Genomic DNA, 14454 nt, shown 5'->3' with positions numbered 1-14454 from the left:
AGGTTGAACGGGATGCCCGGGGCGGGCGTCTTCTCTGATGTCCGCGCGATGAGGATCGCGGCGGGGAGCGACGGGAGGACGGGACATGGGAACACGGGACGGGGCGACGGCGGCGGGACGGGCGGCGGCGGTGCTGGCCGCGGGCGCGCTGGCGCTCGCGGCGGGGGCGGCGGGGGCTCCGGCGGCGCTGGCCGACGGGCCGGACACCCCGCCGCAGGTGCTCGCCGAGATCGAGGCGCTGGAGTGGCCGGAGTACTCCTTCGGCGACACCGACACCGACGTCGCGGTGGCCGGCTACCTCCTCCGGCACCTGGGGCACTTCACCGGCGAGCCGCGCGACCACTTCACCACCTACACCGAGGACGCGGTCACCGCCTTCCAGGAGGACGCCGACCTGCACGTGACCGGCACCCTGAACCAGGAGACCTGGACCGCGCTGCGCGGTGCGGTGTTCGGCGAGTGGGGCCGGGGGCTGCCGAACGACAGCGGGGACCCGGTCCGCGCGATCCAGTACTCCCTCGCCGTCGACTACGGCAAGGACCTGGTGGTGGACGGCCGCTACGGTGCCAGGACCGAGGCCGCGGTCGAGGAGGTCCAGCGGGAGTTCGGCATCGACGACGACGGGATCGTCGGCGAGATCACCCTCCGCGCGATGGTCTGCGGCGGGGTGTGAGCGCGGCGCGGCGGGCGCCCTGACCCCTCGCCCGCCCCTCCCCCCCCGGCGGCCCCGCCGGGGGAGGGGGCGCCGCAGGGGCGCCCGGGTCACTGGTGAAGCGCCCCCGCACCCGCGCGGTGCGCGGGCGGAAGGGCGCGGGGCCGCGACTCCGGTCGGCGGAGGGCGCGGCCCTTCTCCGCGGGCCCCTTTCCGCGGGCCTTCCGCGGTCGGGCGGAGGCCCGGCCCCGCCCCGTCAGTGCTCGTCCCAGTGGTCGCCGTGCCGGGCGTGGCGGTGGCCGTCGTGCACGTAGTCGGTGTGGTCGCCGTGGGGAACGGCGACATGGCCGCAGTTCTCCCCGTGCACGTGGTCGTGGGCCTCGTGGGCGGTGTGCGCACCCCCGTCGCACTCGTCGGTGTGGCCGTCGTGGTTGCGGTGCACATGGCCGTCGTGCACGTAGTCGGTGTGGTCGCCGTGGGGAACGGCGACGTGGCCGCAGTTCTCCCCGTGCGCGTGGTCGTGGCCCTCGTGGACGTGATGCGTGGACATGGATGCGGTCCTCATCGCGGGTCGGTGCCGTGCGGCCCCGGGTGCTCCCGGCGGCCCGGTTCCGGGGCCCTGAACAGAAATGCTAGGCCGCCGGGGGGTGCCCGGCGGCCCCCTGTGCGGAGGATTGGGGAACAGGGGAGGCGGGCGTGGGGCGGTGTTTGCGTCCGCCGGACCTCCGGGCGGGCCCGCCCGGAGAGGGGGGCGGTGGAATCCGAGGTTCGACTATGATAATCATTGTCACCCCCTGTTCATCGTCTCCTGGAGGACCGGGCGATGCCCGAACACCGCGACCCCTACGAGCGCTCGGCCGAGTTCATCGACATCCTGATCGCCCCCTGGTGGCGGGCGAACGCCGCCGCGGTGGCCGGCGCGGTGCGCGCCGCCGCCGGACCGGAGGGCCCCGTCGTCGACGCCGGGGCCGGCTCCGGGCACGGCACCCGCCTGCTCCTCGGCGAGATACCGGATGCGGAGGTGCTCGCGGTCGAGCCCTCGCTCGCGCTGCGGTCCGTGCTGCTCGCCCGCGCCGCCGACCCGGACTGGGGCGGGGGGCGGGTCACCGTCTCCGGCGCCGACCTGCTCTCCGCGCGGCTGCCGGAGCGGATCGGCGGGCTGCTGGCGATGAACGTCCTCGGCCACTTCCCCGCGGACCGGCGCGCCGAACTGTGGGCGCTGCTGGCCGAGCGGCTCGCACCGCAGCGCGGCGCCGTGGTCAACCTTGCCCCGCCGTACACTCCCGCCGCCGTGCCGCGCACCCCGATGAGCGAGGCGGCCGTGGGCCGGCGCACCTACCGGGGCTGGGGCGAGGCGCGCCCCGGGGCCGGGGACTCCGTCCTGTGGCGGATGGCCTACCGGGTCGAGGAGGACGGCGAGGAGGCCTCCTCGGTCGACGTCGAGTACGAATGGCACGTCCTCGCCCCGGACGGCCTGCGAGACGAGGCGGCCCGGTACGGCCTAGAGGCGCGGCCGACCGGCCCGGAGGAGGCCGCCCTGTTCCTGCTGCACCGGTCCGGGGAAGGGCCCGGCCGGCCGTGACGGCGCGCGCACGGCCGGCCCGGAGGCGGGCGGCCGGGCGTCAGGCCGGGAGAGGGCGGGGAGGAGAGCCGGTGGCCAGGTACGACGGAGCGGTTCTGCGGGCGCTCGGCCGCGAGCCGCACTTCCGCAGCGCGCAGGAGGTGCACGGGCTGCTCGGCGGCGCCCCGTCCGGGGGCGCCCGGGGGCCGAGCCTGTCCACGGTCTACCGGGCGCTGCGCCGGCTGGCGGAGGAGGGGGCGCTGGACACGGTGCACTCCCCCGACGGGGAGCTGCTGTACCGGCGGTGCGGCGGAGCCGCCCACCACCACCTGCTCTGCCGGCTCTGCGGGCAGGTGGAGGAGGTGCCCGAACCGGGCGAGCTCGCCGCCCTGGTCGAGCGGGTCGGCGCGGCCAGCGGCTACCGCTCGCTCCGCTACTCCTTCGAGCTCTCCGGGGTCTGCGGCGGCTGCGCGGCGGAGCCGGGCTGAGCCCCCGGGGCGCCGCCCGCGCCGGGCCGGCCCCCGGGGTTGACCGCGGTGTACAGCCAGGCCTCCGCGGTCATGCGCACCGCGCCGCCCTGCACCGACGCCCGCAGCGCCCGGAGGACCGAGGACCGGGCCCGCCGCAGGCCGTCCGGGTCGGCGTGGCGGACCATCGGCGCCAGCGAGCCGGAGAAGAGGAAGTCCGCCGCCTCCTCGGGGGTCGCGCCGAGGGTGCAGGCCATCTCCACCGGTTCGGCGGCCGCCCGCTCGAACCCGGTCCGGGTGAGCAGGTCCAGCACCCGGTCGGGGTCGGCGAAGGCGGTGACGCCCGGGGCGTGCCCCGGATCCTCCGGCGGCGGGATGTGCTCGGCCAGCGCCGCGTAGACCGCCTGGAAGCGGGCGCCCGCCGAGCGGTGCGTGAGGAAGGCCGCCCGGCCCCCGGGGGCGAGTGCGGCGCGGATGTTGGCGAACGCGGCCGCCGGGTCGGCGAAGAACATCACCCCGGCCAGGCTGATCGCGGCGTCGAACCCGGCGGCGGGGAAGGGGTGGACCTGGGCGTCGCCCCGGATGAAGGAGGCGTTGCCGACCCCTTCCCGGAGGGCGAGCGAGCGGGCCTTGTCCAGCATCGGCCCGGACAGGTCGATGCCGACGGCGGCGCCGTCCCGGGCCCGGAGCGCGGCGCGCCGGGTGGTGCGCCCGGTCCCGCACCCGATGTCCAGCACGCGGCTGGTCCCGGTGACCGCGGCGGCGTCGAGCAGGGGCTCGTCGGCCCCCTGCGACATCGCGTCGTAGCGGTCGTGGTGCTCGGCCCAGTGCGCGCCGTCCGGGCCGTTCCAGATGTCGGCCTGCTCGGTGTTGGCGATCTGCTGCATCAGCGGCTCCTCCGTCGTCGCCTCGGGGCCGGTGCGCTCCGCGACACCGGAACCGGGTAGGGGTATCCGGTGGTTCCGATTTTTAGGCGTACGCCGTAAACTGTCAAGGGATGCCTCGACCTCGATCACTCGACCGGGACGCGATCACCGGTGCCGCGCTGTCCGTGCTGGAGCGCTCCGGGACCGGCGCGCTGTCCATGCGCTCGGTCGCCGCCGAGCTCGGCGTGAGCGCGATGGCCCTGTACCGCTACGCGGAGGGGCGCGAGCAGCTGGAGGTGTGGATCGTCGACCGCCTCCTGGGCGCGGTCGACCCCGCACCGCCGGCCGGCGGCGACTGGACCGAGCGGGTGGCGCTGCTCATGGACCGGCTGCGCGCCGCGGCCGCCGAGCACCCGGCGGCCGTGCCGCTCCTGCTGTCGCACCGGCACGCCGCCCCGGCGTCGCTGCGCTGGATCGAGGCGGTGCTGGAGGTCCTCACCGAGGCGGGCTTCACCGGCGAGCGCCGGGCCCTGGCGCAGCGCGCCCTGGTCGCCCACCTGCTCGGCGCCCTCCAACTGGAGCACCTCGGCCCCCTGGACGGGGCCGGCACCGCGGAGATGGCCGGGCTGCCCGGAGCGGAGTTCCCCCGCACCGCCGAGACCGCCCGCGCCGCCCGGAGGATCACCGCCGACGAGGAGTTCCACCACGGCCTCTCCGCCCTGCTGCGCGGCCTCCGGGACGCCTAGCCGCCGCGGGGCATCCGACCGCAGGGGAAGAGATGACCGGAGTTTGGGGTGCGCCGGCGCGCCGCGGGCGGAATCTGGGAGACGGGCCCCCGGCGACCGGTACGTCGAGGGCGGAAGGAGAGAGAAGGGGAGCAGGATGGCGCTTCAGGAGGCTCAGCGGCCCTTCGACGGGGAGCTGCTGCGGCACGCCATCGAGGACGGGGACGTCGACGCGATGCTCGGGCAGTTCACCGAGGACGCCGATCTGGAGATGATCGACCGGAGGACCCCGCCCAGCGCGCCGATGACCCTGCACGGGCGGCAGGCCATCGGGGACATGCTGCGCGAGGTGTACTCCCGGCCGATGACCCACCGGCTCGACCGGTGCGTCGTCCAGGGCGACCACGTCGCCTACGAGGAGACCTGCACCTACCCGGACGGGACCAAGGTGACCTCGATGTCCATGCTGGAGCTGAGCGGCGGGCGGATCGCGCGCCAGATCAGCGTCCAGGCCTGGGACGAGGGCATCACCGAGGCGGAGACGGCCGACTTCGCCGACCCGGAGGAGGTGCGCCGGGTCGAGCTGGGCCGGATCGAGATCGTGCACGTCGGCGGCGGCGAGCTCGACCGGGCCGTCTTCGAGCCGGGCTGGCGCTGGTCGACCTGCGTCAAGCCGATCATGGGGACCGAGCTGTGCATGTTCCCCCACTTCGGCTACGTGGTGTCCGGGGCGCTCCGGATCCGGATGGCCGACGGCGCCGAGCTCGACGCCCGGGCCGGCCAGGTGGTGCGGATCCCGCCGGGGCACGACGCCTGGGTGCTCGGCGACGAGCCGGCCGTCCTCGTCGACTGGCAGGACGCCCCCGGCTACGCGGTGTCCCCGGACTGAGAGGGAGGGGAGGACCGGCCCGGCGGGGCGCTCAGCCGCGCCGGGCCGTACCGTGCACGCCCCGCCGGAACGCCCCCGGTGTCACCCCGGTCCTCCGCTTGAAGTGCCGGGTCAGGTGCGCCTGGTCGGCGAAGCCCAGCAGGGCCGCGGCCTCGGCGGGCGGCACGCCGCCGGCGAGCAGCCGGCGGGCGCGCTGGACCCGCAGGTCGTTGAGGTAGGCGTGCGGCGGCAGCCCCAGGCTCCGCTGGAACGCCCGCACCAGGGAGAACGGGGAGGCCTCCACGGCGGCCGCCAGCTCCTCCAGCGGGGGCGGGTCGGCCAGCCGCTCCCGCAGGATCTCCCGGGCGCGGTCGACCGCGCGGTGCGGCGCGGGCGTCGGCGCGCCCCCGGGCCGCCCGAGGGCGTGCCCGGCGAGCAGCAGGTGCAGCGCCCGCCGAGTGAGCGAGGAGGCGCTGAGCCGGTCGCCCCGCTCGGCGGCGCGGTGCGCGGCGCGCAGCGACTCCGCGGTGCCGGGGTCGTGCGCGGAGGAGGAGGCGAACGCCGGCGCGGCGGCCATGCCCAGGTCGGCCGCGGCCGCGGAGACCACCTCTTCGTCGATGTAGAGCACCCGGTACCGCCAGCCCTCCGGGGCGCCGGAGTGCCCCGTGTGCACCACCCCCGGCTCGACCAGGGCGATCCCGTCCGGACCCACCCGGTGCGTGCTGCCCCGGTAGTCGTACACCTCCAGCCCGGAGTCGATCACGGCGAGGGTGTAGGCGTCGTGGGAGTGCCGGGGGAAGGCGTGCCGGACGAAGTGCGCCTGGAGCAGCTCGACCCCGGGGAGCCCCGGGTGGCGCCAGCACCGCGCCACGTCCGGGGCGGCTGTGCTCATGCCCCCACCCTAGATCGCCGCCGGAAGGCGCGTGCCCCGGCGGGCGGAGCGCCGGGGCCTCCCCCGGCTCCCCGCCCCGCCCCGGCCCGGACCGGGGAGCCGGGAGGGCTCGGCCGGTGAAGCCGAGCACCGCCTGCGGCCGCCCGCCCACCAGGTCCACCGCTCCTGCGGCCCCGTTGGCCCGGGGCGGCCCGGCGGCGCCGGCGATCAGCGCCCGCTGCCCGGGGCCGGCGGCCCCGTCGCGGAGGGCCACCGGTTCGGGCAGCCGCTCCTCCGGCGGCTCCTCGCGCCGGGACGCCCGGCTGCGCAGCATGTCCGGGCGGCCCGGATGACCACGGCGGCCGGCCGACCGCCCAGGTCGCCGATGTCCTCCTCACCGGTGCGGGCCGGCCGCAGCCGCGCCTCCCGCAGCGCGTCCCCGGCGAGCGGGCCGAGGCGGGTCCTCGCCCGGGGAGAGCGGGAAGCCGGCCTCGAACCCCTCCGCCCGGACCGCATGCCGGGGGGCCGTCCCGGACCCGCCCGGCGGGCTCCGAAGGCGCGCCGCACCCGATGCGCCCCATGAGGGGGGAGCATCCCCGGTGAGCCCCGCCGGTTCCGGCGGGGCGTCACTCGGCGAGCGCCCCAAGCCGGTGCGCGATGGCGGCGGCCTCGCCCCGGTTCGCGGCCCCCAGCTTGGCCAGGATGTTGGAGACGTGCACGCTGGCCGTCTTCGGCGAGATGAACAGCTCCTCCGCGATCCGCCGGTTGCTCCACCCCGCGGCGACCAGGCGCAGCACGTCCTGCTCCCGGGCGGTCAGCCCCAGCGCGGCCACCGGATCCGGGGGCGGGCCGCCCTGCCGCAGCGGGATGCGGGCGCGGCGGGCCAGGGCGGTGACCTCCGCCGCGAGCGGCGCCGCGCCCAGTTCGCGCGCCGCCGCCTCGGCCCGCCGCAGCGGCTCGGCGGCGGCCTCGCGGGACCCGGCGCCGCCCTGGGAGACCAAGGCCTCCGCCAGCCGCGACCGGGCGACGGCCGGCGGCAGCGGGTCCTCCAGCCGCTCGGCGGCGGCGACCGCCTCGGTCCAGCGGCCGGCGGCCTCCCGGCCCTCGGCGGTGAGCAGCTCGGCCTCGGTCATCAGGGCCTGCGCGTCCCACACCGGCGCGAACCGGGCCAGTTCCCCCATCGCCGCGCGGATCCGCTCCACCGCCGCCCCGCGCCCCGGCTCGGCCGCCGCGAGCCCGCGGGCCCGCGCCTCCGCCGCCGCGGCCTCGTACAGCAGCGGCCAGCCGTAGCGGTGGTGGCCGGGGGCGACGGCCGCGCCGACCGCCGCCTCCAGCAGGGAGCGGACATCGGAGATCAGGCCCTCGGCGGCCGCCAGCGCGATGGCGATCCGGGCCTGGGGCAGGGTGTGCTGCGGCTCCGGGTAGGGGCCGGTGGTGGAGCCGAAGGACTCCTTCAGCCACCGCCGGGCCTCGCCGTACTCGCCGCGGACCAGCGCGAGTTCGGCCCGCTGCTCGGCGAGGTGCGCCCGGATGCGGGCGCTCGTCCCGCGCCGGCCCTCGGCCCGCTCCAGCACGTCGCGGGTGTCGTCCCAGCGGCCCAGCCGGATCAGGGACTCGGCGAGGTTGCCGTCGATGAACGAGGCGGTGTCCGGCAGCCCGTGCCGTTCGGCCAGCCGGGAGCCCTTCTCCGCGGTCTCGGCGGCCTCGGTGTAGCGGCCGAGGCCGTGCAGCGCCTCGGCCAGGTTGCCGTGGCCGCGCAGGAGGACGTTGGCGCTGTCCGGCTCCAGCTCCCGGGCGCACACCTCGCGGGCCTGTTCGAGCCCGGCCTCGACGTCGCCCGCGTGGATCGTGAGCCAGGCCAGGAGGTGCCGCGCGGTGAGGCCGGTGACCTCGGCGCCGGTCACCCGGCAGAGCTCCACCGCCCGCTCCGCGATCCCGACCGCCGCCGGCCCCGGCCGGTGCACGAGGTGCCAGTGCGCCGCCTGCGTCAGCACCTCGGCGTGCACGGCGGACGGCGGCAGGTCCCGCACCAGCTCCTGGGCGCGGGCGATCTCGTCCCAGCCGTCGGAGCGGGAGAGGTCGAGCATCAGCCGGTGGCGCTCGGTCCAGAACCAGGCCGCCCGGAGGGCGTCCTCCCCGCTCGGGCCGGACCCCGGGCCCGGGGGAGGGGAGCCCTCCAACGCGCGCAGCGCCCGCTTGGCGAGGGAGAGCGCCCGCTCCCGCTCGCCGGTGAGGCGCGCGGCGACGGTGACCGCGGCGAGCAGGTCCGCGAAGTCCCCGGGCGCCTCCGGGGAGGCGACCGGGCACAGGCCGTCGGCGGCGGCCCGCAGCATCGTCCGGCGGCGCACCTCCTCGGGTGCGTCGTCCCACAGCTCCAGTGCCCGTTCCAGCAGGCGGTACTGCTCGGCGAAGGCGTGCCGGGCGCGCGCCGCCCCCGCCGCGGCGATCACGGCGGGCAGCGCCCGGCCGGGGTCGCGGGCGCCGTACCAGTAGTGCGCCAGGCGCCCGGACCGCTCCTCGGAGCGGACGAGCGCGGGGTCGGCCTCCAGCGCCTCGGCGTAGCGGCGGCCGAGCCGGGACCGCTCGCCGGGCAGCAGGTCGCCGAGGACCGCCTCGCGCATCAGGGCGTGCCGGAAGCGGAAGGACTCGGCCTCGCGGGAGGGCTGCAGGACGGCGGCCGCGACGGCGGTGCGCACCGCCTCGATCAGCCCGTCCTCGGCGAGGCCCGTGACGGCGGCCAGCAGCCGGAACTCCACCTCGGAGCCGCCCGCGGCGGCGGCCCGCACCACGGGCCGAACCTCGTCCGGCAGCGCCTCGACCCGGACCAGCAGGAGGTCGCGCAGGGAGTCGCTGATGCCACCCGGGGAGCCCTCGCGGATGCTGCACGCCAGCTCCTCGACGAAGAACGCGTTGCCCTCGGAGCGCTCGAAGACCCGGTCCACCACCTGCTCGGGCGGGGCCTCGCCGCCGATGGCGGCGAGCTGGCGGCGGACCTCGGCGCGGTCGAAGCGGGGCAGGTCGAGGCGGGTGACGGTGCGCAGCCGCTCGTACTCGGCGAGGGCGGGCCGCAGCGGGTGGCGGCGGTGCAGGTCGTCGGAGCGGAAGGTGGCGATGAGGAGCAGGCGGCCGTGGGCGAGGGCGCGCAGCAGGTAGCTGAGAAGCTCGCGGGTGGAGCGGTCGGCCCAGTGCAGGTCCTCCAGGACCAGGACGAGGGTCCGGTCCGCGGCGAGGCGCTCGAGGAGCCGGGCGGTGAGCTCGAAGAGCCGGGCGCGGTCGCCGCCCTCGGGGCGGCCCCGGTCCATCTCGCCGAGTTCGGGCAGCAGCCGGGCGAGCTCGCCCTCCTGGCCGTCGACGGCGGCGCGGAGCTCCGCGCCGAGCCGCCGGCTCAGCGAGCGCAGGGCGGTCGAGACGGGGTGGTACGGCAGGGCGTCGGCGCCGGACTCGACGCAGCCGCCGAGGGCGGTGACGGCCCCGTCCGCGGCGGCCCGCCGGAGGAACTCCTCGAGCAGCCGGGTCTTGCCGACCCCGGCCTCGCCGCCCACGATGAGGGCCCGCGGCTCCCCGGCGTCCGCCCGGGACAGGGCGTCGCCGAGGGCGGCCAGCTCGGCGTCGCGGCCGATGAGGACCGGGCTCATGTGGTTGCTGTGCACGCCGTTCAGGATCGCACGCCGCCCGCCGGGGAGGGGTTCCCGGCCCCGGCGCCCGCGCCCCGGCCGCCACCGCGCGGAGGCGGCCCCCGGCCGCCGGGGCGGCGCGGGCCCGGCGGGCGCTCCCGGGGCCCGCACCGCCCTCGGCGGAGGGGCGTTCGGCGGTGCTTCTCCGCGCCGCCGCCTCCATGGCGGGGGCGGCCCGGCGGGCGCTCCCGGGGCCTGCGGTGCCCTCTTCGGAGGGGCGCTCTCCGGTCGTGCTCCGGCGCCGCCGGGGCGGCCGTGTCGGCGGCGGGCGGTGGCGTGTGCCCGCCCGCTTCGGCGGCGCCCGGAGCGGACGGCGCCGAAGGCGTCGGCGGGGGGAGCGGCGGTGCCCGCGGCGGCCGCCCGCCGTGCGGGGGCGGTCGGCCCCGGCCCCCGGCCGCCGGTCAGCGGACCGCCACCACCAGGTGGTCGTCGCCGGCCTGCCAGAGGGTGCCGGCGGAGCGGTAGCCCGCCGCGCGGAGGAGCCCGGCGTGCTCGTCGGCGGTGAGCAGGTTGCTGCCGTGGTGGTGCTCGGCGGCGCCGGCGGAGCCCGCTTCGGGGAGCGGCCGCGCGGCCGCGCGCAGCGGGGCCAGCCGCTCGTCGGCGAGGGCCGCCTCCCACCAGGGCCCCCACTCCTCGCGCCCGGTGGCGCCGGACCGCTCGGCGCGCCCGGCGCCGACCGCGTCCGCGAGCCCGTTCAGCCGGCCGTCGGGGAGCGGCATGTGGTCGGCGTCGGCGAAGATCCCGCCGGGGGCGGTGCGCGCCCCGAGGGTCCGGTACAGCTCGGCGAGGGAGTCCCGGGACATCCAGTGCAGCGCGGTGGAGGAGACCGCCGCGTGGATCGTCTCCGGCAGGGCCTCGGCCCAGGCCGGGTCGGCCAGGTCGGCCAGGACCCAGGCGGCCGCCGGGCCGTAGTGCGCCCGGGCCAGCCCGAGCAGCAGGGGGTCGGCGTCCACGCCGATGAAGGAGGCGCCGGGCAGCCGCTCGGCCAGCCGCGCGGTCAGCGACCCGGGGCCGCAGCCCAGGTCGACGATGACCGGGTCCGCCACGCCGGCCAGCGCTCCGGCCACCGCGTCGGCCAGCACGGCGAACCGCTCCTCCCGCTGCGGGACGTACCCCTCCTGCTGGGAGTCCCAGCGCTCCACCCATTCCGCGGCCGCGTCGGAGGGGATTCCCGCGGTACCGGTCGATGCCGTCATGCCACTCTCCATAACCGTCGATAGGCTTTTGGACAGTGATGAAACTACGGCCCGAAAGGTGACTGGTCAAGTGCAGTTCGACAGTCACATGAGTGACGTTGTGGAGACGACCGTCCGACTGGTCAACCTCTTGACGCCGGGGGAGCGGCGCGGACGGGAGTACGCCGGAGAGCCGGCCGGGCAGGAGGTCGCCGCGGCCCTGGCCCTCGCCGGGAGCCAGTACGCCGAGCGCCTCCCGGACGAGGCCGAGGCCGCCGAGCTGCGCGCCGTCACCGGCCGGCTGTACGCGGTCTTCGCCGCGGTGGACGCCGGCGACCTGGACCGGGCCTGCGCCACCGCCAACGAGGTGATGGCCGACACCCGCGCGGTGCCGGTGCTCTCCCGGCACGGGGGCGAGCCCTGGCACCTGCACTTCCACGCCCCGGACGCGCCCTGGGCCCTCGGCTGGGGCGCGGCGATGGCCACCTCGCTCGCCATGGTCCTCGGCAACGCGGCGTTCGAGCGCCTCGGCGTCTGCTCGGCCGACCGGTGCGACCGGGTCTTCGCCGACACCTCGCGCAACGGCACCAGGAGGTTCTGCTCCACCGCCTGCCAGAACCGGGCCAAGGCGGCGGCGTTCCGCGCCCGGAGGCGGGAGGGGTAGCGGCGGCCGGCGGGCGCGCACCGGCCGCCGCTCCCCGCTCCCGGGGGCGGAGGGCGCGGGTCAGCCCAGCAGCTTCAGCAGCTCGGCGGCGAGCGGCGCGGAGGAGGCCGGGTTCTGCCCGGTGACCAGGTTGCGGTCGACCACCACGTGCGGGGCCCAGGGCTCGCCCTCCCGGAAGTCCGCGCCGGCGCCGGTGAGGCGGTCCTGGAGCAGCCACTTCGCCCGGTCGGCCAGCCCGGCCTGGGCCTCCTCGGCGTTGCTGAACCCGGTCAGCCGGTAGCCGGCGAAGGCGTTGGAGCCGTCCGGGCGGACCGCGGCGAGCAGCGCCGCCGGCCCGTGGCAGACCACGCCGAGCGGCAGCCCCGAGTCCAGGGCGCGGACGAGCAGGGCGCCGGAGGCGGCGTCGGCCGCCAGGTCCTCCATCGGCCCGTGCCCGCCGGGGTAGAACACCGCGCCGTAGTCGGCGGGGTCGGCCTCCTCCAGCCGGAGCGGGGCCCGCAGCCCGGCGATCGAGTCGAGCGCGGCCGCGAGCTCCCCGGCCCGCTCCCGGCCGCCGGCCGCCTCGGGTGCCAGGCTGGCCCGGTCCACCGGAGGGGCGGCCCCGCCCGGAGTGGCGATGTCCACCTCGTGGCCGGCCCCGGTGAAGGCCTGGTAGGGGGCGACCAGCTCCTCGGCCCAGAAACCCGTGGGGTGCGGTGTCCCGTCGGCCAGGGTCCAGTGGTCGGCGCCGGTCAGTACGGCGAGGATCTTCGACATGGTGTGCGACTCCGATGCTGCGGGCCCGTGCGGGCCCCGTGGATGGGTCAGGCCGCCGGCGCCGCCTCCCCGGCCTGCGCGGGGAGCCGGCGCGGTGCCACCGACGGTAGGCCGTCCGGCCGCCGGATCTCCAATGACCGGACCGATGCCGGCCATCGGATCACCGATGGGAGCGGGCGGGGCCGGGGCATCGGGGACCGGATAGGGTCGGCGCCGTGAGCGATAGGGAGACCGATGAGCCGGCGGCCCCGCCGGCCCCGGCCGGCGCGGCGCGGCCGGCCGACCTGAACCTGCTCCGGACGTTCCTGGCGGTCCACCGGTCCGGGTCCTTCACCGCCGCCGCGCAGCTGCTCGGGCTGTCGCAGCCCACGGTGACCGCGCAGATCCGCGCGCTGGAGCGGAACTCGGGGCGCGACCTGTTCGAGCGGCTGCCGCGCGGCGCGGCGCCGACGCCGGTCGCCGACGAGCTGGCGGCGCGGATCGCGGCGCCCCTGGACGAGCTGGCCGCGGTCGCGGCGCCGGGGGAGGGCGGAGGCGGCTCCGCCCCGGTGCACCTGGCCGGCCCGGCCGAGCTGCTGTGCACCCGGGCGGTGCCGGCGCTGGCCCCGCTGGCGGCCGAGGGCGTGCGGCTGCGGGTGGCGACCGGTCTGACCGGCCCGCTCCTGGAGGAGCTGCGCGCGGGCCGGCACGACCTGGTCATCGCGACGCTCCGCCCGCGCGGGCGGAGCCTGGTCTCGGTCCCGCTGATGGACGAGGAGTTCGTGCTGGTCGCCGCGCCCTCATGGGCGGGGCGGGCGGAGGCCCTGGCGGCCGGGGAGGGGCCGTCGGCGCTGCGCGGCGTGCCGCTGGTCGCCTACGCCGAGGACCTGCCCATCGTGCGGCGCTACTGGCGGCACGTCTTCGGCGGGCGGCTCTCCTGGCGCGCCGCGCTCACCCTGCCCGACCTGCGCGGGGTGCTCTCCGCGGTGGTCGCGGGCGCCGGGTTCAGCGTGCTGCCGCGCTACCTGTGCGGGGACGCGCTGGACTCCGGGGCCCTGGTCGCGCTGCACGAGCCGGACGACCCGCCGTTCAACACCTGCTACCTGGTCCGTCGGCCCGGACCGCCGAGCGGCCCCGGCGTCGACCGGGTGCACGACCTGCTGCTCCGGGAGGCCGGCGGCGGGTGAGCCGGGTCCGGCGCGGCCGCCGCCCGCGCCCCGCCCGGCGGACTCAGCCCGGCTCCTCCCCGGCGGCGCTCCGGGCGCGCTCCCCGGCCCCCTCCAGGAAGAGGGCGAGCCCGTCGAGGTGGCGCTGGAGGCTGAACTCGAAGACCCCCTCCAGGTCGGTCAGGGAGTCGACGTCGTCGCGGAGCGCGGCGTGCCTCGGGAACCGGTCGGGTCCCAGCTTCTCCAGCACGGCCGGGACGCGGACGGACCGCCACCGGGCCAGGGAGGCGCCGCCGTCGCGCCGCTCGGCGGTGATCTCGCTGACCCGCAGCAGCGCCAGCCCCTGGACCAGGCCGCTGATGCTCAGGTAGATCCGGTGCGCGGTGACCGTGTCCAGCCCGAGGCCGTCCAGCGCCTGCAGCCCGCGCTCGACCCCGGCGAGCACACCGGGCACCAGCGGGGGCTGCACGGAGGCGAGGACCTCCAGCACCCACGGGTGCGCCGAGTAGAGCGCCCACTCCCAGCGGGCGGAGGCCTCCAGCGCGCTCCGCCAGTCCCCGCCGCCGTCCGCCTCGCCGCCCTCGCCGAAGACCGCCTCCACCATCAGGTCGATCAGCTCGTCCTTGCCGTCGATGTGGTGGTAGAGGGACATCACCTGCACACCGAGCGCTTGGGCGACGTGCCGCATGGACATGGTGTCCAGGCCCTCGGAGTCGGCGATCCGGACGGCGGCGCGGACGATCCGGTCGCGGGACAGGCCCCCGGTGCGCGGCCGCTCCGCGCCGGAGGGCGGTGCGGGCTCCCGCCGCTCTTCGGCGGGCCCGGCGGCCGCGTCCGCGCCGTGCTCGTCCCGGCCGCGGGCGGCCGCGCGCGCCCGGTAGGCGCGGGCCTGGCAGGAGCGCGAGCAGTACCGGGGCCTGCGGCCGCGGGCGGGCACCGCGAGTTCCTTTCCGCACTGCGCACAGGTCGGCATGGGCGGCCCCTTTTCATCACGCTCACCATTTCGTGACGAAATGCTACCACGCCTTTC

Annotated in this window: 14 protein-coding genes; 7 read left to right on the top strand and 7 right to left on the bottom strand. The window is 77.9% G+C overall.

The features are described 5' to 3' along the window. Positions 1-85 precede the first annotated feature (85 nt). The gene (locus J0910_RS19545; protein ID WP_420159986.1) at positions 86-673 is read left to right on the top strand and encodes a peptidoglycan-binding domain-containing protein; all 588 of its coding nucleotides are present in this window, start codon (positions 86-88) and stop codon (positions 671-673) included. Between the two features lie 235 nt (positions 674-908). On the opposite strand, the gene J0910_RS19540 is transcribed toward J0910_RS19545, so the two are convergent. After that, complete coding sequence (locus tag J0910_RS19540; RefSeq protein WP_420159985.1) at positions 909-1202, bottom strand: hypothetical protein; 294 nt, start codon at positions 1200-1202, stop codon at positions 909-911. Between the two features lie 273 nt (positions 1203-1475). On the opposite strand from J0910_RS19540, the gene J0910_RS19535 reads away from it, so the two are divergent. Together J0910_RS19535 and J0910_RS19530 are read left to right on the top strand one after the other, a co-directional pair. After that, a complete protein-coding gene (locus J0910_RS19535) occupies positions 1476-2234 on the top strand; it encodes a class I SAM-dependent methyltransferase (protein WP_420159984.1) in 759 nt (252 codons plus the stop codon). Positions 2235-2305: 71 nt separating this feature from the next. After that, complete coding sequence (locus J0910_RS19530; protein WP_420159983.1) at positions 2306-2701, top strand: Fur family transcriptional regulator; 396 nt, start codon at positions 2306-2308, stop codon at positions 2699-2701. Here the strand turns inward: J0910_RS19530 and J0910_RS19525 are convergent. Next, positions 2647-3567 carry a class I SAM-dependent methyltransferase gene (locus J0910_RS19525; protein ID WP_420159982.1) on the bottom strand — a complete coding sequence of 307 codons (921 nt, stop codon included), beginning with the start codon at positions 3565-3567 and terminating at the stop codon, positions 2647-2649. The two genes, J0910_RS19530 and J0910_RS19525, sit on opposite strands and share 55 nt — an antisense overlap. Before the next feature lie 110 nt (positions 3568-3677). Between J0910_RS19525 and J0910_RS19520 the strand changes: the two genes are divergently transcribed. Together J0910_RS19520 and J0910_RS19515 are read left to right on the top strand one after the other, a co-directional pair. Then, positions 3678-4292, top strand: coding sequence for a TetR/AcrR family transcriptional regulator (locus J0910_RS19520; protein WP_420159981.1), 615 nt, complete (start codon positions 3678-3680; stop codon positions 4290-4292). 136 nt (positions 4293-4428) lie between these two features. Continuing rightward, positions 4429-5160, top strand: coding sequence for a nuclear transport factor 2 family protein (locus J0910_RS19515; protein WP_420159980.1), 732 nt, complete (start codon positions 4429-4431; stop codon positions 5158-5160). Between the two features lie 31 nt (positions 5161-5191). Here the strand turns inward: J0910_RS19515 and J0910_RS19510 are convergent, their stop codons facing one another. From J0910_RS19510 to J0910_RS19500, 3 genes are all read right to left on the bottom strand, one after another. Next, positions 5192-6031 carry an AraC family transcriptional regulator gene (locus J0910_RS19510; protein WP_420159979.1) on the bottom strand — a complete coding sequence of 280 codons (840 nt, stop codon included), beginning with the start codon at positions 6029-6031 and terminating at the stop codon, positions 5192-5194. A 605-nt stretch (positions 6032-6636) separates the two neighbouring features. After that, positions 6637-9660 (bottom strand): helix-turn-helix transcriptional regulator, encoded by a 3024-nt coding sequence (locus tag J0910_RS19505; protein WP_420159978.1) that lies wholly within the window; start codon positions 9658-9660, stop codon positions 6637-6639. Positions 9661-10085: 425 nt separating this feature from the next. Then, complete coding sequence (locus J0910_RS19500) at positions 10086-10880, bottom strand: class I SAM-dependent methyltransferase (RefSeq protein ID WP_420159977.1); 795 nt, start codon at positions 10878-10880, stop codon at positions 10086-10088. Positions 10881-10968: 88 nt separating this feature from the next. Here J0910_RS19500 and J0910_RS19495 point away from each other — a divergent pair, with 88 nt between their 5' ends. Beyond that, entirely contained in the window at positions 10969-11523 is a 555-nt protein-coding gene (locus J0910_RS19495; RefSeq protein ID WP_420159976.1) for a CGNR zinc finger domain-containing protein, read from the top strand. Positions 11524-11583: 60 nt separating this feature from the next. Here the strand turns inward: J0910_RS19495 and J0910_RS19490 are convergent, their stop codons facing one another. After that, positions 11584-12279, bottom strand: a complete 696-nt coding sequence (locus J0910_RS19490; protein ID WP_420159975.1) for a type 1 glutamine amidotransferase domain-containing protein — start codon at positions 12277-12279, stop codon at positions 11584-11586. A 215-nt stretch (positions 12280-12494) separates the two neighbouring features. On the opposite strand from J0910_RS19490, the gene J0910_RS19485 reads away from it, so the two are divergent. Then, complete coding sequence (locus tag J0910_RS19485) at positions 12495-13445, top strand: LysR family transcriptional regulator (RefSeq protein WP_420159974.1); 951 nt, start codon at positions 12495-12497, stop codon at positions 13443-13445. 43 nt (positions 13446-13488) lie between these two features. Here J0910_RS19485 and J0910_RS19480 read toward each other — a convergent pair whose 3' ends face one another. Beyond that, a complete protein-coding gene (locus J0910_RS19480) occupies positions 13489-14361 on the bottom strand; it encodes a TetR/AcrR family transcriptional regulator (RefSeq protein WP_420159973.1) in 873 nt (290 codons plus the stop codon). Positions 14362-14454 lie beyond the last annotated feature (93 nt).

Source organism: Nocardiopsis oceanisediminis (assembly GCF_048595525.1).
GTDB classification, from domain to species: Bacteria; Actinomycetota; Actinomycetes; order Streptosporangiales; family Streptosporangiaceae; genus Nocardiopsis_A; species Nocardiopsis_A oceanisediminis.
The sequence above is the reverse complement of the archived record's forward strand: the minus strand, read 5'-3'. Positions and strand labels throughout refer to the sequence as shown.